The sequence below is a fragment of the Geobacillus sp. Manikaran-105 genome (assembly GCF_002809955.1).
Lineage (GTDB): Bacteria > Bacillota > Bacilli > Bacillales > Anoxybacillaceae > Geobacillus > Geobacillus thermophilus.
In genome coordinates this window covers 1-18,385 of record NZ_PIJG01000006.1, presented here as the reverse complement: position 1 = coordinate 18,385, position 18,385 = coordinate 1, and the positions used below count along the sequence as shown (strand labels likewise).

The following is an 18,385-nucleotide window of genomic DNA, read 5'->3' as shown; positions in this document are numbered from 1 at the left end:
GTAAAAAAAAAACGCCGGTTCCTCTACGGAAACCAGCGTTTCATCCATCCAAACCCATCCGTATCACCATTACAGGCCGCACTTCAGCTGGGCGCCGCAGTTCGTGCACGTGTTGCAGCCGCCGATCTCTTCAACCGTTCCTTCGCGGCAAATCGGGCAAATGTTGCCGATTTCGGAGCCGATCGTCACATCGGTGGCGCGCACATCTTGAATCGTATCGACAAGCACGACGGCGCGTTTCGTTTCTTTTTCCTCTTGTTCTTCTGGAAGCAGTTCTAGCTGTTCTTCGATCCGGTTTTCTTCCGCTTTCAACGTCAACACTTGCGCATCGCGGCTGCCGTCGACGTAGACGGTGCCGCCTTTCGCGCCGCCGCGCCATAAACGCTCGTACACTTTTTGCACTTGCTCGACGGTGTAGCCTCTCGGCGCGTTGACCGTTTTCGACAAGCTCGAGTCGACCCAGCGCTGAATGATGCATTGCACATCGGCGTGCGCTTCCGGCGGCAAGTCCATCGCCGTCACAAACCAAGGCGGCAAATGGTTCGGGTCGGCTTCCGGATGTTTGTCCAAATATTCTTGCACGATGTCTGCTTTCACTTCGATAAATTTGCCCAAGCGCCCGCTCCGGTAGTACGAGAACGAGAAGTACGGCTCCAGCCCGGTTGACACGCCGACCATCGTCCCCGTCGATCCCGTCGGCGCCACCGTCAGCAAGTGCGAGTTGCGGATGCCGTATTTCAAAATATCTTGGCGAATGTCATCCGGCATCCGTTTCATGTAACCGGTGTTGATGAACGCTTCGCGCAGCTTTTGCGTTTCTTCTTCCGTTTCGCCGACCAAAAACGGGAAGCTGCCTTTTTCTTTCGCCAGCTCGATCGAGGCCCGGTAAGCGGTCGTGGCGATCGTGCGGAACAGCTCATCGACAAGCTGGTTTCCTTCCTCAGAGCCGTACGCTTTTTCGCAGTAAATGAGCAAGTCTGCAAGCCCCATGACGCCAAGGCCGATGCGGCGCTCGCCGAGCGCTTGTTTTTTGTTTTCCTCAAGGAAGTACGGCGTGGCGTCAATGACGTTGTCTTGCATCCGCACCCCGATTTCGACCGTGCGTTTCAGTTTTTCGTAGTCAATGACCTTCCGTTCTTTGTCCACCATGTTCGCCAAGTTAATGGCGGCCAGATTGCACACCGAATACGGTGCCAACGGTTGTTCCCCGCACGGGTTGGTCGCAACGACTTTTTGCCCGTACGCGCGGGCGTTCGTCATTTCGTTGGCGTTGTCGATGAAGAAAATGCCCGGCTCGGCTGAATACGTCGCGCAAATGTTGATCAGCTTCCACAGTTCGCGGGCGCGGATTTTCCGGTAGACGCGGACGCGATAGCCCATTTTCTCCCATTCGCGTACATCGCCGATTTCATGCCATTTTTCATTGTAAATGCGCATTTCTTCTTCAGAATACGTTTCTACGTCCGGGAAGCGCAGCTCGTATTCTTCGTCCTTTTCGACCGCTTCCATGAATTCTTTCGTCAAGCAGACGGAAATGTTCGCACCGGTCAAAAAGTCCGGGTTGTGCACCGTGTATGTACCGCCGGTGCGCAGTTTTTCTTCAGCGTCTTTGATAATTTCCTCTGTGAAGCCGCCGTAGTCAGGCGCGTTTTTGTACCGGACGATCGCTTCGTACATCGCCCGCTCCCGCTCGGTGAGCGGCGTGAATTTCAGTTTGTCGCGCGCTGCTTTTTTGATGCCCTCGTCTTCCATATTTTCAAGCAGGTAGCGCAAAATGCGCGGGTTTTGCATTTTCGAGACGATGAATTCGATAATGTCCGGGTGCCAGTCGGCCAGCATAATCATTTGGGCGCCGCGGCGGGAGCCACCTTGCTCGACAAGGTGGGTCAGCTTCGCAATGTCGTCAAGCCATGAGACCGACCCGGACGATTTGCCGTTCACCCCGCGCGCAAGCGTATGGCGCGGCCGCAATGTCGAGCCGTTCGTCCCAACGCCGCCGCCGCGGCTCATAATTTCCATCACCTGCTTCCGATGTTCGGAAATGCCTTCGCGCGAATCTTTCACAAACGGCATCACATAGCAGTTGAAATACGTCACTTCCTTGCCTGAACCCGCCCCATACAACACGCGGCCGGCCGGAACAAAATTCAAGCTGGCGAGCTCTTGATAAAACTTTTCGAACCACTCTTTCCGCTTTTCTTCGGTCTTTTCCACCGCCGCCAGCCCGGTCGCATTGCGCTTGGCGATTTGCTCATAGAAAATCTCGAGCGGCTTGTCGATAATGTCGAGCGATCGAAGGACAATGCCGGTTTCCGCCTCCTCGCCTTCGAGCACGTGCCGGTATTCGTCTTCAATCAACACGCGCGCTTTTTTCGCCTCCCAGTCAATATCGACGATAAAACCGAGACCGCGGGCTGGGAATTTCGGGTCCTCCTTGATCGTCAACACAACGAAATCGCCCGGTGTGAGCGTCAGCTTCTCCGTATCTTTGAATGAATACCGGTCAAGCATGACCAAACGGGATACGCCTTTATGGGTGATGTGCATATCCGGCGTAATCGGATGCACTTGCGGAAATAGGCGGATATCCTCGTTCAGCTTGTCAATATTGATCTTCATTTTTTCGGATGACGCCACCGTCATTCTCCTATCTCTCCTCTTTTATATAATTATATAATCTCTCATGTTTTTGCCAATGTTGCCCTGTCTTCTCTACCTTACCATATCAAACAGAAAAAAACAATATATAGTATGATTTTTTATGAAAATCATACTATATATTGTGATTTAGAACAGATCATTTCGTTTTTGTCAAGCAAAAAAAGACAAAAAACGGCGAAAAACGGACCAGCCATGCCGTTTTTGCCAAAACAGGAGCGATGTTCCATATTGCCGCCTAACGCTTAAAGTTCCATTCATCGCTTTCGTATTTCGTCCGCGCCAGCTCTTCGACGTATGCCAACTCTTCGGCGGTGAGCGTGTACGGTTCCAATACGATGTTCAATCCTTTTTCAAATCCTTTGTAAAACGCCTCTTTCGCTTCCTCGATCGTCACCGTGCGGCTCGTCAACTCATTGATCGCGACGGCTTTCTTTTTAAAATCGCGCTGCAGACGCTCTTTCACCCGCTCGTTTGGATATTTAAACAAGCTGAACAGCAAGTCTTCGTCCAAATCGAGCAAAATCGAACCATGCTGCAAAATGACGCCTTTTTGCCGCGTTTGCGCGCTGCCGGCGATTTTCCGCCCCTCAACGACAAGTTCGTACCACGACGGTGCGTCAAAGCAAACAGCCGAGCGCGGGCTGCGCAAATCCGCTTTTTCTTCTTCTGTTTTCGGCACGGCGAAATACGCGTCAAGCCCAAGGAAGCGAAATCCTTCCAAAATGCCCTGGGAGATGACGCGATACGCTTCCGTCACCGTCTGCGGCATCGCGGGATGCGATTCGGAGACGATGACGCTGTAGGTCAACTCTTTGTCATGAAGAACGCCGCGCCCGCCAGTCGGGCGGCGGACAAAGCCGAGGCCGTTCCGTTTCACCGCGTCTAAATCAATTTCTTTCTCCACTTTTTGAAAATAGCCGATCGACAACGTCGGCGGATTCCAGCCGTAAAAGCGGACCGTCGGCGGAATTTTTCCTTCGCTGTGCCACTCTAAGAGCGCCTCATCAAGCGCCATATTAAACGACGGCGAGCCCTCGCCGGAGTCAATAAAGCGCCATACTTCCTTTTTAGCCATCGTTCCACCTTCTTTTCAGAATCACCTTTACTAGTTTAGCAAACAACGCCGGCCAAGGGAAGAAAAATGGCATCGCGAAAACACTTTGCTTCCGAGCGGCAACTCTATATAATAGGAAATAGCGGACAAAGCGAAAGGAGGCATGACGGGTGGAAGCATTGCTCATTATTCTCGGCGCAATCATCGTGTATTCCGTCATTACGTACTTCTGGCAGAAGAGAATTGTCAAAGCATTGACAGAGGAAGAGTTCCGCGCCGGTTATCGAAAAGCGCAACTCGTCGACGTCCGCGAACCGGATGAGTTTGCGGCTGGACATATTTTAGGGGCGCGCAACATCCCGCTGACCCAACTGCGCATGCGCATGAAAGAATTGCGCAAAGACCAGCCGATTTATTTATATTGCCAAAACGGGCTGCGCAGCGGGCGGGCCGCACAAATGCTTTACCGGAAAGGGTATCGCGATTTGTACCATTTAAAAGGCGGATTTAAAACGTGGACCGGGAAAGTGAAGAAAAAAGCGTAGCGATCAGCAAAAAGAGGCGCGCTGCCGGACTATATAGATGCAACGAAGAAGTTTAACATATTTCGACTGTCGAAGGCAAGCCATAGGCTTGCCCCGTCACGCCAAGGCGTGACGGAAGACCGAACAACCACCTGCTTCACAGACCCATATATGGGTCTGTGAAGCGGCGTTGTTCGGTCGCCTGACAGTCGATAAAAGCTGCAAATGGTAAATCTTCAAATTGCATCTATATAGGCAGGCGCCTTTGCTGTTGCGGCCGTCAAGGAGCCGTCTCAAATTCCGGCGGCAGGACGACCGCCTCAAGCACCGAAGCAGCCGCACCGATGGCGCAGCTTTTCTCTTTCAGCTTCGAGGCGATGATGGACGGCTCGCTTTCTTTTTTGACGAGAATGCGCTCCCTCACCTCTTTGCGCGCTGCATCAAGCACGAAATCACCGGCCTGAGCAAGCGGGCCGCCGATAATGACCGCCTCCGGGTTGTACGCATAAATCACCTGCAGCAGCCCGATGCCGAGATAGCGGCCCGTTTCTTCCAAAATGCGCGCCAGCTGGGCATCGTTTTCGGCCGCCAGCGCCATCGCGGCGATGGAAAAGCGGTCGTCCAGCCACTCCAAACGGCCTTCTTCGGCCAAACGGCGTTCAATATATTTTTGTGAAGCGTACATTTCCCAGCAGCCGGTATTGCCGCAAGTACAGCGGACGCCGTTGACATCGATCGTATGATGGCCGATCTCGCCCGCCAGCCCGTTCACCCCGCGATACAGCTGATGATGAAGGACGACGCCGGCGCCGATGCCGATGCCGGCGCTAATATACACAAAATGGGCAAACTCCTTGCCGGCGCCGAACCATTTTTCGCCAAGCGCCGCCAGTTTCGCCTCGTTTTCCACAATAACCGGATATTGCGGCCATCGCTTTTGCAAGGCCGATGCCAACGCCACATCGCCCCAACGCAAGTTCGGCGCAAAAATCACCGTCCCGCTTTCCGTATGGACAACGCCCGGCACCCCGATGCCGATTCCCATTACGCCGTACGGTGTCGCCGGCGCCCGGCGGACCGCGGCTTCAACCAATTCGGCCATCTCGCCGACAATCGCCTCCTGCCCTTCGGACGGGCGGAACGAACGCCGCTGCTCCCATATGATTTCAGCATTTAAGTTCGTCACCACGGCGTACAAATAGTTAACGCCGAGCTCGACGCCGACAAGCGAACCGGCGTCGGCATTAAAGCGGAGCATGAGCGGCCGGCGTCCGCCTGTGGAGACGCCGATGCCGCTTTCATGGACAAAATGCTCGGCGATCAGCTCATCGACGAGCGCTGAAACCGTCGCTTTATTCAGTCCGGTCGTTTTCGCAATATCGGCGCGTGAAATCGGGTGTTGGTCGCGGATCAATTTCAGGACGAGCTGTTTATTCATTTTTTTGACAAGAGTGATGTTCCCTGTCCTCACGTTTTCGGTCATCCTTTTCGTCATGACTTTTAGTATGCACCGCGAATGATGGATCAGCCATTGCTATTAGTTTATATAATAAACTAACTCGACTTTTCTGTCAATGCCGCCATAGCAATGCAGCTGTCCCCAAACGAAACGGCCCGCCCACTGTCGGGCGAGCCGTTTGTCGGTATCACGGATCAGTTTGTCGGCTTTTGATAGCGCAAAATCGGCTTGCGCGCTGCGGTCGTTTCATCAAGCCGCTTGACGACCGTCGTATGCGGCGCTTCTTGAACGATTTCCGGAGTTTCTTCCGCTTCCTTGGCAATTTGAATCATCGCATCGATGAACGCATCGAGCGTCTCTTTCGACTCCGTCTCGGTCGGCTCAATCATCATGCACTCTTCGACGATGAGCGGGAAGTAAATGGTCGGCGGATGGAAGCCGAAATCAAGCAGCCGTTTCGCGATGTCAAGCGTTCTGACGCCAAGTTTCTTTTGCCGCTTGCCGGATAAGACAAACTCATGCTTGCAATGGCGGTCATACGGCAAATCGTAATACTCGGCAAGACGGCGCATCATATAGTTGGCGTTTAAAACGGCGTATTCGCTCACCGCTTTCAAACCGTCCGGCCCCATCGAGCGGATGTACGTGTACGCCCGGACGTTGATGCCGAAATTGCCGTAAAACGGCTTGACGCGGCCGATTGACTGTGGACGGTCGTAGTCAAGGTAGCAACGGCCGTTTTCCCCTTTGGCGATGACCGGTTTCGGCAAAAACGGCACAAGGTCAGCTTTCACCCCGACCGGGCCCGATCCTGGCCCTCCGCCGCCGTGCGGGCCGGTGAACGTTTTATGCAAGTTCAAATGGACGACGTCAAAGCCCATATCGCCGGGGCGCGCCTTGCCGAGGATGGCGTTTAAGTTCGCGCCGTCATAGTACAGCTTGCCGCCCGCTGCATGGACGATTTCCGCCATTTCGACGATTTGCTCTTCAAACAGCCCGAGCGTGTTCGGGTTCGTGAGCATGAGCGCCGCTGTGTCAGGGCCGACGACGCGCCGCAAATCCTCCAAATCAACAAGGCCGGCGGCAGTCGATTTGACCGTCACTGTCTCAAACCCCGCAACGGTTGCCGACGCCGGATTCGTACCGTGCGCCGAATCCGGGACGATTACCTTCGTCCGGTTGAAATCGCCGTTGGCCTCATGGTAAGCGCGGATCATCATGAGCCCGGTCCACTCGCCATGGGCGCCGGCGGCCGGCTGCAAGGTGACCGCATCCATGCCCGTGATTTCTTTTAAATGCTCCTGCAAGTCGTACATCAACTCAAGCGCCCCTTGCACCGTTTCTTCCGGCTGCAGCGGGTGGATGTGGGCAAACCCGGCGAGACGGGCGACGTTTTCATTGATTTTCGGATTGTATTTCATCGTGCACGATCCAAGCGGGTAAAACCCGGAATCAACGCCGTGGTTTCGCTTGGAAAGCGCCGTGTAATGGCGCATCAAATCGAGCTCCGATACTTCCGGCAGCTCCGGTTCTTCAGAACGCAAATAATCGGGCGGCACAAGCTCGCTGACATCGACAGCCGGAACATCGAGCGCCGGCAGGCTGTAGGCGATCCGTCCCGGCTTGCTTCGTTCGAAAATAAGCGGTTGATCGTTATGCATGGCAATCCCCCAATTCATTGACGAACCGATCGATTTCTTCTTTCGTGCGCAGTTCGGTGACAGCAACAAGCATATGATTGGAAAGTTCCGGATAATCACCGCCAAGGTCGTAGCCGCCGATGATCCCCTTTTCGAGCAGGCGGGCGTTCACCTCAGAAACCGGACGGTTGAGCCGGATGACGAATTCATTGAAAAATGGACCGGCAAACGGCGACACAACCCCGTGCTGTTCGAATGCCTGTTTCGCATAATGCGCCTTTTGCATGTTCATCGTCGCCATCTCTTTTACGCCCCGTTTTCCGAGCGCCGAGAGCGCCACCGAGGCGGCGAGGGCATTCAGCGCCTGGTTCGAGCAAATATTGGATGTCGCTTTATCGCGGCGGATATGCTGCTCGCGCGCCTGCAGCGTCAACACAAACCCGCGGCGCCCGTCTTCATCTTTCGTTTGCCCGACGAGCCGGCCTGGAATTTTCCGCATCAGCGGCGCTTTGACAGCGAAATACCCGCAATGTGGGCCGCCGAACTGCATCGGGATGCCAAACGGCTGCATATCGCCGACGACGATGTCCGCCCCCAATGCGCCGGGCGGGGTCAAAATGCCAAGGGCAAGCGGATTGCTCGCGACAATGAACAGGCTTTTCTTTTCATGGACGAGCGGCTCCATCGCCTTGAGCGGCTCGATTTGCCCGAAGAAGTTCGGGTATTGGACGACCACACACGCCACGTCATCCCCCATTTCCGCTTCAAGCGCTTGAAGATCGGTAACACCGCCGTCGTACGCAATTTCTTTTACCTCTAATCTCTGCCCTTTCGCATACGTGCGCACGACATCGCGGTATTGCGGGTGAACGGCCGCGGAAATAAGCACTTTCGTCCGCTTCGTATGAGCGGCAGCAAGCAGCACCGCTTCCGCGAGCGCCGTGCCGCCGTCGTACATCGACGAATTGGCGACATCCATGCCTGTCAGCTCGCATACCATCGTTTGGAACTCAAAAATGGCTTGCAGTTCGCCTTGGGAAATCTCCGGCTGGTACGGCGTATACGCCGTATAAAATTCGGAGCGCGACAGGACGTGGTCGACCACGGCCGGAATATAGTGGTCATACACGCCCGCTCCTAAAAAGGAAACATATTGCTTGGCGTTGGCGTTTTTGTCCGCTAACGCGCTTAACTCTTTCCATAGCTCCGGCTCCGACTTCGCCGGTTTCACGTTCAACTCGCCTCGAAAACGCACTTGTTCTGGAATGTCGGCGAACAGCTCATCAATGGATGCAACGCCGATCGTTCGCAACATTTCCTGCTTGTCTTCTTCCGTCATCGGCAAATAACGATGGAGCACCGTATTTTCCTCCTTGCTTATGACTTCGTCCGCTTGTAAAACGGGATCGGTACAATCTTCGCCTTCAAGCGCTTGCCGCGAATGTCCACCTCCACGACCTGACCGGCTGCGGCAACATCCGCTGTCACGAGCGCCAACCCGATGTTTTTCTTCAGCGTCGGCGACTGCGTGCCGGTCGTAATGAATCCGACTTCAGCGCTCCCGGCAAATACCCGGTAGCCATGGCGCGGAATGCCGCGGTCCATCATCTCGATGCCGACAAGCCGCCGCGGCGGTCCGGCTTCTTTTTGCCGCTTTAACGCGGCCTGGCCGATAAACGGCGATTCTTTTTCCGTTTTGACGGCAAACCCGAGCCCGGCTTCAAGCGGGGAGATCGTTTCGGACAATTCTTGGCCGTAAAGCGGCAGACACGCCTCAAACCGGAGCGTATCGCGCGCTCCCAGTCCGCATGGGAGGACGCCGTCTTCGGCCCCGGCTGTTAAAATGGCCTCCCATAACGTGATGGCATCCTCTGCCTGGCAATAGATCTCGAACCCGTCTTCGCCCGTATAGCCGGTGCGCGAGACGAGCGCCTTTACGCCGGCCACTTCCACATTGTCTTGGAACGAAAACGGACGCATCGCCGGCAAATCCAGATTGGTTAATTTTTGCAGCACGCGTTCGGCCGCTGGTCCTTGCAGAGCAAGCTGCGCCGTTTGCGCTGAAACGTTGTCAAGCTCGACATCCGCATCGATGTGCTCATTCAGCCAGGCAAAATCTTTTTCCGTATTGGCGGCGTTGACGACAAGCAAATAGTCGCTCTCTCCTTTTTGATAAATAAGCAAATCATCGACCGTGCCGCCATCTTCGTTGCACATGAGCGTGTATTGCGCCCGCCCTGGACGAAGCTTGGCGACATCGTTCGTCATCAGTTTTTGCAAAAAGGCAAGGCTTCCGCGGCCGCGGACCGCAATTTCCCCCATGTGGGAGACGTCAAACAGTCCGGCGCGCGTCCTTACCGCTTCATGCTCTTCCTTGATGCTTGAAAACTGCACCGGCATTTCCCAGCCGCCAAATTCGACTGTTTTGGCGTTGTAACGGGCGTATACCGGAAATAGCGGCGTGCGCTTTAACAAGGCGATTCCCTCCCTCATCGAAATGCATGACGCAAAAAAGGACAGACTCCCCCCTTTGCGAAAAAAGAGAGGCTCTGTCCTGGCACCTGAAAGTTTCCCGTCGGCCGCTTGCCTGCGCCTTGGCGGCAGCGAGGTCCCGACGGTTTCCCCTTGGGTGGCCCGCCGATAGGCAGGCGCTCTCCAGAGCTGCGTCAAGCAAGAGTCTTTTTGCCTGAGAGATTCGCGTTTCCGCTTGCTCCTTCGGCGCTACATTCCGTAGTCTCTCCCCTTGCCGTCATCCGCCGATCAATAAAATTTTCCAAAGCGGGCATACTAAGAAACGCCCTTGACCGCCATTCATGCGAATGTTCTAAATTTATACTACCATTAACCACTCAAAAAGGGCAATAGGAAATGATCGAACTTTTATAGAAATTATCCGTCAAAATGTTCTTGTTTTGTCTAACAAAGAGGATTTTTACGGAATAAACATTCGTCACAAGGGAAGGGGATGGACATGAACATTGCGATCGAAATGGACGAGACGTGGAAAAAGGAATTTCTTGAGCGCATTGAAAAAGACGGGCCGTGGGCAAGCTGGGAAATGTATGAGCTGGCGTTAGAGGCGGCCCATCATTTAAGCGTGCCGGAATTTGACGGCCTGCAGGCGCCTAAGCACTTGCCGCATTTGACGATCCTCCCGCACCAGCTCGAAGTGGCGCGCCGCGTCGTTGAAGAGATGAACGGCAAAGCGATTTTGGCCGATGAAGTCGGACTTGGCAAAACGATTGAAGCCGGGCTCGTCCTAAAAGAGTATATGATTCGCGGCCTTGTGAAAAAAGCGCTCATTCTCGTTCCCGCCTCCCTTGTTTCACAATGGGTGAAAGAATTGAACGAAAAGTTTTTCATCCCGGCCGTCCAGCAAAAAAAGAGCTACGTCTGGGAACAGTGCGACATTGTGGTTTCTTCGATCGATACAGCGAAAAAGGAGCCGCACCGCTCCATCATTTACGAACAGCCATACGATATGATCATCATCGACGAGGCGCACAAACTGAAAAACAACAAAACGAAAAACTACGAGTTTGTGCAAAATTTAAAAAAGAAGTTTTGTTTGTTGCTGACGGCGACGCCGATTCAAAACCGGATTGAGGAAATCTTCAACCTCGTCTCACTTTTGAAGCCCGGCCATTTAGGCAACGCCGAGCAGTTTGCCAAAACATACGGCAAAACAAGGGCGGTGCAGGCGAACGAGCATTTAAAAGCGCTCGTCAACAAAGTAATGATCCGCAACCGCCGCGCCGATACACCGATCGAATGGTCGAAGCGCCATGTCGAGCCGGTGTTGATCGAGTTTACGGATGAAGAGCGCGAACTGTACGAAGCAGTGAGGGCGCTCCGCCATGAGCCGTTCGCCGGTTCGTTTTCGCTCATCACGCTGCTTCGCGAGGCGTGCAGCAGCCGTGAAGCGCTGTTTTTAACCATAAAAAATATGATGGAGAAATGCGAAGGAGCCATTCCTGAAGCGCTTGAGCAGGTGCTGGAAAAAATCAACGCCGTCACGACGAATTCAAAGGCGGAAAAAGCGCTTGAACTGATCCGCTCCATTAACGATAAGGTGATTATTTTTACGGAATACCGGGCGACACAGCTGTATTTGCAATGGTTTTTAAAACAGCACGGCATTTCATCCGTCCCGTTTCGCGGCGGCTTCCGGCGCGGCAAAAAAGACTGGATGCAGGAACTGTTTAAACACCACGCCCAAGTGTTCATCGCCACCGAAGCGGGCGGCGAGGGCATCAACTTGCAATTTTGCCGCTATGTCATCAACTACGACTTGCCGTGGAACCCGATGCGCCTTGAGCAGCGGATCGGCCGCGTCCATCGCCTCGGGCAGACAGATGACGTTTACATTTACAACTTCGCCGTCAAACAGACGGTCGAAGAGCATATTTTAACGCTTCTCTATGAGAAAATCCGCTTGTTCGAGCGGGTAGTCGGCGAGCTGGACGACATTTTGGCGAAAATGAACCTCGCCAACTTGGAACGCTACTTCGAAGACGCCTTCGTTCATTCACGGAGCGAAGGGGAGATGAAAATCAAAATGGAAAACATCGTCGCGATGATCGAGCTGGCGGAGCAGCTCGGAAAGGAAGGAGGCAAACGGCATGCAGCAACATGAAATCCGTCGTTTTGTGGAGCGTTATTTTGCCGCCAACGGGTGCACGTTGTTAGAAGCGAATGACGACTATATGACGGTCCAGCTGACGCCAGAAATGGATAAAGAGCTGATGAACCGGCCGTTTTACTGGCATTACATCGAACGGACGGGCGGCGTCCCGCAGCCGATGCAGCTCACGCTGATTACCCGCCCGAGCGAACGGACGGAAAAGCTGAAAGGCGACCGGCTTCATTTCGGGGCGCCGCGGCTGCACCAGCTGTTCCGCTCGGCGCAAAAACGCGGCAGCTTCATTCGTTTGTACGAAGAGCCGGACGCCCCGCTCGCCAGCCATGCCGCCCTTCATCCATGGCTTGGGATGAACGTTGTCATTTCCTACGAATGCGACCGAAAAAAAGATGCCATCGTCTCCCTTGGCCTTCATCTCATTAGCGGAACGATCGTCGAGTCGTTCCACGAGCGGCTCCGCGCGCGCCGACTGACGCCGAAAATCCCGGACTATTGTTTTACAATTTCGCCGCTCATTAAGCCGCCAAGCGGCATCGCCCGCCTCGAGCAATATATCCGCGGCCGCATTGCCGCCGACGATCATGCATGGGCCGAGGAAGCGCGCCGGCGCTGGGCCGACGATTTAGCTTTGCTTGATGAGTTTTACAAAGAGACGGAAGAAAAGCCGGAGTGTTATTATATCGAGAAAGAAGCGCTTGAAAAACAGTACAAGCCGCGCATCACCGTTTCCGTCATTAACGGCGGGCTGTTTTACTTGCTGCCTCGCACATCGTGAGCTGCCGTGCGAAAAGCCTGCAGCCTGAGCCCGGCGCGGATTCCGCCATCCCTCCCCATCAAAAACGCCCGCCGGCTGCAAGCCAGCGGGCGCCCATTACGGGCGGCGCCGAAACAACAAACGGAGTGAAAGCGGCACGATGCCGAACAAGCGGTAAGAGAGCGGCGGCCGCTCTTGTTTGCGCGCGCTCCGCCGCCGCGCCCGCTCCTCTTTTGGCATATCCATATACGTGACGAACCGCTGGGTGACAAATTTGACATAGTCGTTGACTGCCATCGAAGCCCCCCTTTTTTCTTTTAGTTTTTCCTCATCTTTCCTTTTTTAACCGTTTTCCGAAAGAAGTCCCCTCCTCAAGAAACGTAAATGGCACAGCCCGATGAGTAGGCGGGAGATGAATTTCGGCCGGCGGAGCAGTTCACCCGTTTTGCTCCGTCCATTCCGTAATATCGAGCGATGGAAGGGCAACGGTGAAGGCGACCGTCCGCTGCAGTCCGGCCGCCGAGCGAACCGTCAAGAAAACCCGGACGCTCGCCTCCGTTTCCTTTTGCCACCGGCAGACCGCCTCCCCGCGCGGATACGTCCACTTTCCTTCCTGTTTCGTTGTCACAGCAGCCGTTGCTGCAATTTGTTCCTTTACATCAAACACCGCCATTTGCACGAGCTCGTCCGCCTCGGCTGCCTGCCGGACGGCGTGCGCCGCCTGCTGCTCCGCCTCGTATAAAAGTGCGGCATTCGTCATAAAAAACGCTAGCAGCAACGCGACGACCGCGACAAGCGGGAAAATCACCCCATCTTGGCGGCCCATTTGTCCTCACCCCTTGCGTCTTTTCCTCCTTGCCGACACCGCGCAAAGCATGAGGCCATAAAGCCTCAATGATGCGCTCGCCTCGTTCCAGGCTTAGCGCCGCCTTGCCTAAAACATCCGCGCCACAAACGCGTCGCACACCTTGCCGTCATCGGCTGTCACTTGCAAAAACAAGCCATGGGCGCCGATGCGATAGGACACCGCCCGCACATGGCGGAGCGCCGTCTCGTAGCCTGCTCCGTTCACTTGACGAATCAGTTCCGCTTTTGGTGCAACCAACGAGAAACTGACGGTCTCGCCATTCCATTTGTGTAAGTACAGCACACGGCCATCCGTCGACCATTTTTTCGCTTCATTCAACTCGATTTGCAGCTGCTGCAAAAACAGCCTCCATTCCAAGCGCGCAAACCCGTCGCTCGGCTCTGCGGCGAGCGGGCGGACAGCAAGCAGCGCCGGGATGACCGCGGCCACCGCTAAAGCAACAGCCAAGGCCATCAATGCCTCAAGCAATGCAAACCCGCCTTCCTTACTTCCTATCGCTTGCTGTACCCGCACTGCTCCTTTTCGCGGCCGGCATAATCGTTCCAACGCACACATACTTTCCACATCCGCCCTCCTTCCTCATACGCCCGAAGCCGAAACACCGTCCGCCCAATCGATGCCTTCGTTTCACCAACAAGTGGCTCCTCATACAGCGCAATGGCCAGCAGCCGCTGCGCTTGTTCTTCAAGAGCGAGGTTGTTCCGTTCAAGCTCCATTTGCATCAACATAGGCAGAAAAACGGCGGCCGCCGTCCATAACAGCGCCAACGCGAACAACGCTTCCATGAGCAAAAATCCGCGGCTACATTTTTTGCACATAAAACCGCCCCTTCCCGAGCAAAAACGTCACCTTGTAGCTGCCCCGGCCGCTTTTCACCCAAACAGTTCCCGCTTGCTCGATATTGCCATTATCGGTAAAGATGAGCGGATTACGGAGCGTGCTGAGCTGAAACCGCCAAGGCGCAGGAAGCGAGCGGACGACGACCGTCCGGCCGCTTCCTCCTTCGACCGCCCTATACTCACCGCGTCCATTGCTGAAAAAGACGGACACCTTCCTCCGATGGGCGATGGCGTGCTGCTGCGCGCTGTACAAGTCGGCGCGCAGCACGGCCAGCATATGCGCTTCCTCCTGCTGGCGCACCGCCCCGCCGAACGCCGGAACAGCCAACACCGACAGCAAAAGGACGACCGATAAAACGACCAGCATCTCAAGCAGCGTAAACCCGCCGTTACGAGCCACTTTCACTCACATCGCCGTTCGCGCTGATTTGGATGGCATGACCGTTCGGACATTTGTCCGACTTGATATAGCGGCCAGCGAGCAATTCCTGCACCGTCGGAATTTTGTTATGTTCCATCTCGTATGCCTTCACTTGCGCCTGCACGGTGTTCAGAAACGCTTCGCACCCTTTTTCGTTAATCATGCTGTTATGTTTCGCAATGTTCGGAATCGCAATGAACAGCAGCACGGAAATGACCATCAGGACGATCAACATTTCAATGAGCGTAAACCCTTTTTGGTTCACAACTATTCCTCCTCGCTCGACAAATGTAGTTATCGCTTGTTTTACAAGCTGTTCAACATCGAAAACATTGGCAGCAAAATGGCCAAATACATGCCGACAATCAGCGCCCCGACAACCGACAGCAAAAGCGGCTGCACGAGCTTCAGCGCAGCCTCGGCCCGTTTTTCGATCATCTGCAGCAAAAACTCGCTGTAATGTTCAAGTTCTTTGCCAAGCTCGCCGTTCGACTGGCCGTGGCGGATGACAAGCGCCAGCTCTTGTTCGTAATAGCGGGCGGCGCCGATTAATCTGTCAAGCGCCATCCCTTTCATCAACCCGTGGCGAAGGCGCCGGCCTTCCATTTGCAAAAATGGCCAGGACGACGGCTCGCTGAACACGCCGAGCGCATCATAAACCGACAACCCGGCCTGCAGCAAGCGCCCGAGCTGTCGGGCAGTCAGGCAGGTGAGGAACAGTCTCAGAAACGAAGCAAGCCCTGGAATTCGCAAGGCGAATTGAAGTTTTCGGGAGACCGGCCAGCGGCGGAAATAAGCGGTGTAAAACAGCCCGGAGAACACCGCCAAGACGGCGATGGCCGCCATCGCCATAGGGGCATGGGCGACCACCGCAAGCAGCCAAGCGGTGTGCCCGCGTTGTGGAGAAAACGCCGCCGCCGCCCGTTCAAACTGCGGCAGCAGCCACCATTCCATCAAGACGAGCATGATGATGAGCAAAGAAAGAAGGAACAGCGGATAGCGGCTGAAGCGGTGAAGCTGCTCGTAGAAGCGCGCTTTTTGCGCCAGCGCTTCCCCTGTCTCTGCCATGCCGCGCGGTAAATCGCCATGCCGTTCGGCAAAAAAGAGAAGGTTAACCGCCATGCGGTCGACCGACAGCGCTTCGACAGCCGCAAACAGCGGCAGCCCGGCGCGCAGCTGCTGCAGACAGCGTTCCACTTCCATCCGGCGGTGTGTGGGAGCCTGAATGGCCAAAAACTCAAGCGCTTGCCCAAGGGGGTAACCGCGCTCGAGCAACCGGCCGAGCCGAGTGAAAAACAACGCCTGTTCAGCGAGCGGCCACATTTTGCGTTTCATCTTTCTCCCCCTCCGACGAGCTCAAGCATGCGAACGGGCAGGTAGCCGAGCGCAATCCCCTTGCGGATCAAGCGCGCCAGCGTCATATAAGAGCGCTTTGGCTTCCCTCTCCCATTGGAGAGGGAACGAATCACGTCCTCCAGCGCTGAACCGCAAAGCAACTCATAAACAGCCGTGCGCCGGCGTCGTCCAAGACGGCCGCACGATGGATGGCAATCGTCGCCGCACAGCGGGCAGCACAGCTCGACAAGCCGCTGGGCAGAGACGGCAAGCAGCGTCTCGGCCAAATCGCCGAGCGGAATGCCGAATTCATGCAGCCGGTAGACGGCGCCGACTGCATCGGCGGCGTGCATCGTCGAGACGACCAAATGGCCGCTCAACGCTGAACGGATGGCAATGGCCGCCGTATCATGATCGCGGATCTCGCCGACCATCAACACATCCGGGTCATGGCGCAGCGCCGCTTTTAACCCGGCGGCGTATGTGATGCCTGCTTTTTCATTGATTTGCACTTGCAACAATCGTTCGTTCTGTTTTTCGATCGGATCTTCAAGCGTGATGATGTTGCGTTGCCTTTCAGCTTGGCAAAGATCAAGAAGGGTGTAGAGGGTCGTCGTTTTTCCCGACCCCGTCGGGCCGGTCAACAGCACAAGCCCTTGCGGATGCTGCATGAAGGAAAATAATCGTGCGGTGGAGCGGAAGAATAAAGATAGTTCGCGAAGCGGCAGCGAGAAGCGCTGCGGCAGAAGCCGAATGACGAGGCTTTCATCGTAGAGCGTCGGCAATGTCGATAAACGCAAATACACCGTTTCCCCAAACTCAGCCACTTCCATGGCGCCGCTTTGCGGACGGCGTCGTTCCCCGATGTCCATGCCGGCTAAAAATTTAAAGTGGGCGATGAGACGTTCCGCCGTTTCCTTCGAAAGCACGCCAACGTCGACAAGCATGCCATCAAGCCGAAGACGAACAGCGGCATCGCGGCGGCGCGGAACGAGGTGAAGATCCGAGGCGCGGCGTTGCACCGCTTCGGCGAGAAGGCGGTTTGCCGTTTGTTCGATCTCGTTCAGCACATATTCCCTCCTTTCGACAGACTGCTTTGTATTTCGACGAGCATGAGTCGTTATCCTGCTTTTGGCGCAGCTTTTTTGTGAAATTTTTTTGAATGTCAGTCCACTCACTGCCAATAGTGACAAAAATCATTCCTCGCTTTGGACGATTTCATTATAATAACCATACCAATGATTCATTTAGGAGGGAAACCAATGGAACAAACGCTGAAAATCACAAGCGTATTGTCTGACCCGACAAGATTTCATATTTATGAATATATGGCAAAAGTGCATCGCGAAGTTTCTGTTCAAGAAATCGCAGAAAAATTTCATATCCATCCAAACGTTGCCCGCTTGCATTTAACGAAGCTTGAAGACGTTCGCATGGTCGTATCGGATACGCAAAAAACGGGAAAAGGCGGACGGCCGAGCCGGCTGTACCGGCTGTCTGACGAAGTCGTCGGTTTGTATTTTCCGTTCCGTGACTACCAGCTTCTCGCCCGCATCGCCATTCAGACGATGGCTCAACTCGGCGCGGTCGGGCAGGAAGCGCTTCGCGAAACAGGAAAACAGTTTGGCTATGAACTCGTCGCCAAACGCCTGCCGCATAACGGTTCAACGGGCGCGCTTGCCCTCGAGGAAAAGATCCGCATCATGGAAGAAGCAGCGGAAGCGGCCGGATTTCTGCCGCAATTTCGCTATGAGGAAGACAAAGGCGTGCTTTGCCTCGACATTTTCAACTGTCCGTTCAAAGAAATCGCCGCACAGCAGCCTGATGTCGTTTGCAGCCTGCATCATGCCTTTTTAGAAGGAATGGTGGAAGCGTTGTTTGCCGATGCGAAAGTAGCGGAAACAGAAAATATGATGAACGGCAGCCGCCGCTGCGCTTACCGCATCGCCATTCGCCCGTGACGGCGGCCCCTTTTTCGTTTTACACGGGCGGTGCGATCCGCCCGCTTTTTTTCTTTCACCTTGTCCGAAAGCGTTATTTACATTCACAATCATTGTACATTATAATAAGTAAAGACCAATGGATTGCTCAAAAAGGAGCATTCCCGTTAGGAGCTTTTCCGGGGACTTGATCAAAAAAAGCCCTCTTGGTATGATGCAGGGGTGTCAAACACATCACTCACCATACC

18 protein-coding genes and 1 riboswitch are annotated in these 18,385 nt (G+C 54.7%); of the genes, 4 read left to right on the top strand and 14 right to left on the bottom strand.

The annotated features are described in order from the left end of the window. Nucleotides 1–69: 69 nt before the first annotated feature. Nucleotides 70–2,643, bottom strand: coding sequence for a vitamin B12-dependent ribonucleotide reductase (locus CV945_RS03100; RefSeq protein ID WP_100659104.1), 2,574 nt, complete (start codon nucleotides 2,641–2,643; stop codon nucleotides 70–72). 253 nt (nucleotides 2,644–2,896) lie between these two features. After that, nucleotides 2,897–3,736, bottom strand: a complete 840-nt coding sequence (locus CV945_RS03095) for a lipoate--protein ligase family protein (protein ID WP_033010185.1) — start codon at nucleotides 3,734–3,736, stop codon at nucleotides 2,897–2,899. A gap of 149 nt (nucleotides 3,737–3,885) precedes the next feature. On the opposite strand from CV945_RS03095, the gene CV945_RS03090 reads away from it, so the two are divergent. Beyond that, complete coding sequence (locus tag CV945_RS03090; protein ID WP_011231903.1) at nucleotides 3,886–4,260, top strand: rhodanese-like domain-containing protein; 375 nt, start codon at nucleotides 3,886–3,888, stop codon at nucleotides 4,258–4,260. 259 nt (nucleotides 4,261–4,519) lie between these two features. On the opposite strand, the gene CV945_RS03085 is transcribed toward CV945_RS03090, so the two are convergent. The 4 genes from CV945_RS03085 to gcvT form a co-directional block, all read right to left on the bottom strand. Next, nucleotides 4,520–5,710: an ROK family transcriptional regulator gene (locus CV945_RS03085; RefSeq protein WP_033010239.1), complete on the bottom strand. Its 1,191-nt coding sequence runs from the start codon at nucleotides 5,708–5,710 to the stop codon at nucleotides 4,520–4,522. Between the two features lie 182 nt (nucleotides 5,711–5,892). Continuing rightward, the gene (gcvPB, locus tag CV945_RS03080) at nucleotides 5,893–7,359 is read right to left on the bottom strand and encodes an aminomethyl-transferring glycine dehydrogenase subunit GcvPB (protein WP_033010187.1); all 1,467 of its coding nucleotides are present in this window, start codon (nucleotides 7,357–7,359) and stop codon (nucleotides 5,893–5,895) included. Further along, on the bottom strand, nucleotides 7,352–8,698 hold the full coding sequence (gene gcvPA / locus CV945_RS03075; protein ID WP_033010188.1) for an aminomethyl-transferring glycine dehydrogenase subunit GcvPA: 1,347 nt from the start codon (nucleotides 8,696–8,698) through the stop codon (nucleotides 7,352–7,354). The genes gcvPB and gcvPA overlap by 8 nt, the downstream gene beginning before the upstream one ends. A 17-nt stretch (nucleotides 8,699–8,715) precedes the next feature. After that, complete coding sequence (gene gcvT, locus CV945_RS03070; protein WP_033010240.1) at nucleotides 8,716–9,813, bottom strand: glycine cleavage system aminomethyltransferase GcvT; 1,098 nt, start codon at nucleotides 9,811–9,813, stop codon at nucleotides 8,716–8,718. 189 nt (nucleotides 9,814–10,002) lie between these two features. Further along, nucleotides 10,003–10,091, bottom strand: a riboswitch (glycine riboswitch). Between the two features lie 218 nt (nucleotides 10,092–10,309). Between gcvT and CV945_RS03065 the strand changes: the two genes are divergently transcribed. Together CV945_RS03065 and CV945_RS03060 are read left to right on the top strand one after the other, a co-directional pair. Further along, nucleotides 10,310–11,974 carry a DEAD/DEAH box helicase gene (locus CV945_RS03065; RefSeq protein WP_033010189.1) on the top strand — a complete coding sequence of 555 codons (1,665 nt, stop codon included), beginning with the start codon at nucleotides 10,310–10,312 and terminating at the stop codon, nucleotides 11,972–11,974. Further along, nucleotides 11,961–12,755 carry a YqhG family protein gene (locus CV945_RS03060; protein ID WP_063329790.1) on the top strand — a complete coding sequence of 265 codons (795 nt, stop codon included), beginning with the start codon at nucleotides 11,961–11,963 and terminating at the stop codon, nucleotides 12,753–12,755. The genes CV945_RS03065 and CV945_RS03060 overlap by 14 nt, the downstream gene beginning before the upstream one ends. Before the next feature lie 96 nt (nucleotides 12,756–12,851). Here the strand turns inward: CV945_RS03060 and CV945_RS03055 are convergent, their stop codons facing one another. The 8 genes from CV945_RS03055 to comGA form a co-directional block, all read right to left on the bottom strand. Further along, nucleotides 12,852–13,031 (bottom strand): YqzE family protein, encoded by a 180-nt coding sequence (locus CV945_RS03055; RefSeq protein ID WP_044743170.1) that lies wholly within the window; start codon nucleotides 13,029–13,031, stop codon nucleotides 12,852–12,854. Nucleotides 13,032–13,170: 139 nt separating this feature from the next. Then, the gene (gene comGG / locus CV945_RS03050; RefSeq protein ID WP_044743169.1) at nucleotides 13,171–13,560 is read right to left on the bottom strand and encodes a competence type IV pilus minor pilin ComGG; all 390 of its coding nucleotides are present in this window, start codon (nucleotides 13,558–13,560) and stop codon (nucleotides 13,171–13,173) included. A 108-nt stretch (nucleotides 13,561–13,668) separates the two neighbouring features. Continuing rightward, nucleotides 13,669–14,070, bottom strand: coding sequence for a competence type IV pilus minor pilin ComGF (gene comGF / locus CV945_RS03045; protein ID WP_230581369.1), 402 nt, complete (start codon nucleotides 14,068–14,070; stop codon nucleotides 13,669–13,671). Between the two features lie 23 nt (nucleotides 14,071–14,093). After that, complete coding sequence (locus tag CV945_RS03040; protein ID WP_047818694.1) at nucleotides 14,094–14,420, bottom strand: hypothetical protein; 327 nt, start codon at nucleotides 14,418–14,420, stop codon at nucleotides 14,094–14,096. Beyond that, nucleotides 14,404–14,847 carry a competence type IV pilus minor pilin ComGD gene (gene comGD / locus CV945_RS03035; RefSeq protein ID WP_232721966.1) on the bottom strand — a complete coding sequence of 148 codons (444 nt, stop codon included), beginning with the start codon at nucleotides 14,845–14,847 and terminating at the stop codon, nucleotides 14,404–14,406. The genes CV945_RS03040 and comGD overlap by 17 nt, the downstream gene beginning before the upstream one ends. Continuing rightward, nucleotides 14,831–15,127 (bottom strand): competence type IV pilus major pilin ComGC, encoded by a 297-nt coding sequence (gene comGC, locus CV945_RS03030; protein WP_100659103.1) that lies wholly within the window; start codon nucleotides 15,125–15,127, stop codon nucleotides 14,831–14,833. Before comGC ends, comGD begins: the two co-directional genes overlap by 17 nt. A gap of 41 nt (nucleotides 15,128–15,168) precedes the next feature. Beyond that, complete coding sequence (gene comGB / locus CV945_RS03025) at nucleotides 15,169–16,197, bottom strand: competence type IV pilus assembly protein ComGB (protein WP_033016395.1); 1,029 nt, start codon at nucleotides 16,195–16,197, stop codon at nucleotides 15,169–15,171. Then, nucleotides 16,194–17,267, bottom strand: coding sequence for a competence type IV pilus ATPase ComGA (gene comGA, locus CV945_RS03020; RefSeq protein ID WP_011231917.1), 1,074 nt, complete (start codon nucleotides 17,265–17,267; stop codon nucleotides 16,194–16,196). Before comGA ends, comGB begins: the two co-directional genes overlap by 4 nt. Nucleotides 17,268–17,459: 192 nt before the next feature. On the opposite strand from comGA, the gene CV945_RS03015 reads away from it, so the two are divergent. Then, nucleotides 17,460–18,158 (top strand): helix-turn-helix transcriptional regulator, encoded by a 699-nt coding sequence (locus CV945_RS03015; RefSeq protein WP_063329883.1) that lies wholly within the window; start codon nucleotides 17,460–17,462, stop codon nucleotides 18,156–18,158. The last annotated feature ends 227 nt before the right edge of the window (nucleotides 18,159–18,385 follow it).

Excerpts from the sequence above, each read along its gene's own strand:
- CV945_RS03100 (WP_100659104.1), bottom strand. The coding sequence starts at position 2,643 with ATGACGGTGGCGTCATCCGAAAAAATGAAGATCAATATTGACAAGCTG.
- CV945_RS03060 (WP_063329790.1), top strand. The coding sequence starts at position 11,961 with ATGCAGCAACATGAAATCCGTCGTTTTGTGGAGCGTTATTTTGCCGCC.
- comGG (WP_044743169.1), bottom strand. The coding sequence starts at position 13,560 with ATGGGCCGCCAAGATGGGGTGATTTTCCCGCTTGTCGCGGTCGTCGCG.
- CV945_RS03040 (WP_047818694.1), bottom strand. The coding sequence starts at position 14,420 with ATGTGCAAAAAATGTAGCCGCGGATTTTTGCTCATGGAAGCGTTGTTC.
- gcvPB (WP_033010187.1), bottom strand. The coding sequence starts at position 7,359 with ATGCATAACGATCAACCGCTTATTTTCGAACGAAGCAAGCCGGGACGG.
- comGB (WP_033016395.1), bottom strand. The coding sequence starts at position 16,197 with ATGAAACGCAAAATGTGGCCGCTCGCTGAACAGGCGTTGTTTTTCACT.
- CV945_RS03095 (WP_033010185.1), bottom strand. The coding sequence starts at position 3,736 with ATGGCTAAAAAGGAAGTATGGCGCTTTATTGACTCCGGCGAGGGCTCG.
- CV945_RS03015 (WP_063329883.1), top strand. The coding sequence starts at position 17,460 with ATGGAACAAACGCTGAAAATCACAAGCGTATTGTCTGACCCGACAAGA.
- CV945_RS03065 (WP_033010189.1), top strand. The coding sequence starts at position 10,310 with ATGAACATTGCGATCGAAATGGACGAGACGTGGAAAAAGGAATTTCTT.
- CV945_RS03055 (WP_044743170.1), bottom strand. The coding sequence starts at position 13,031 with ATGGCAGTCAACGACTATGTCAAATTTGTCACCCAGCGGTTCGTCACG.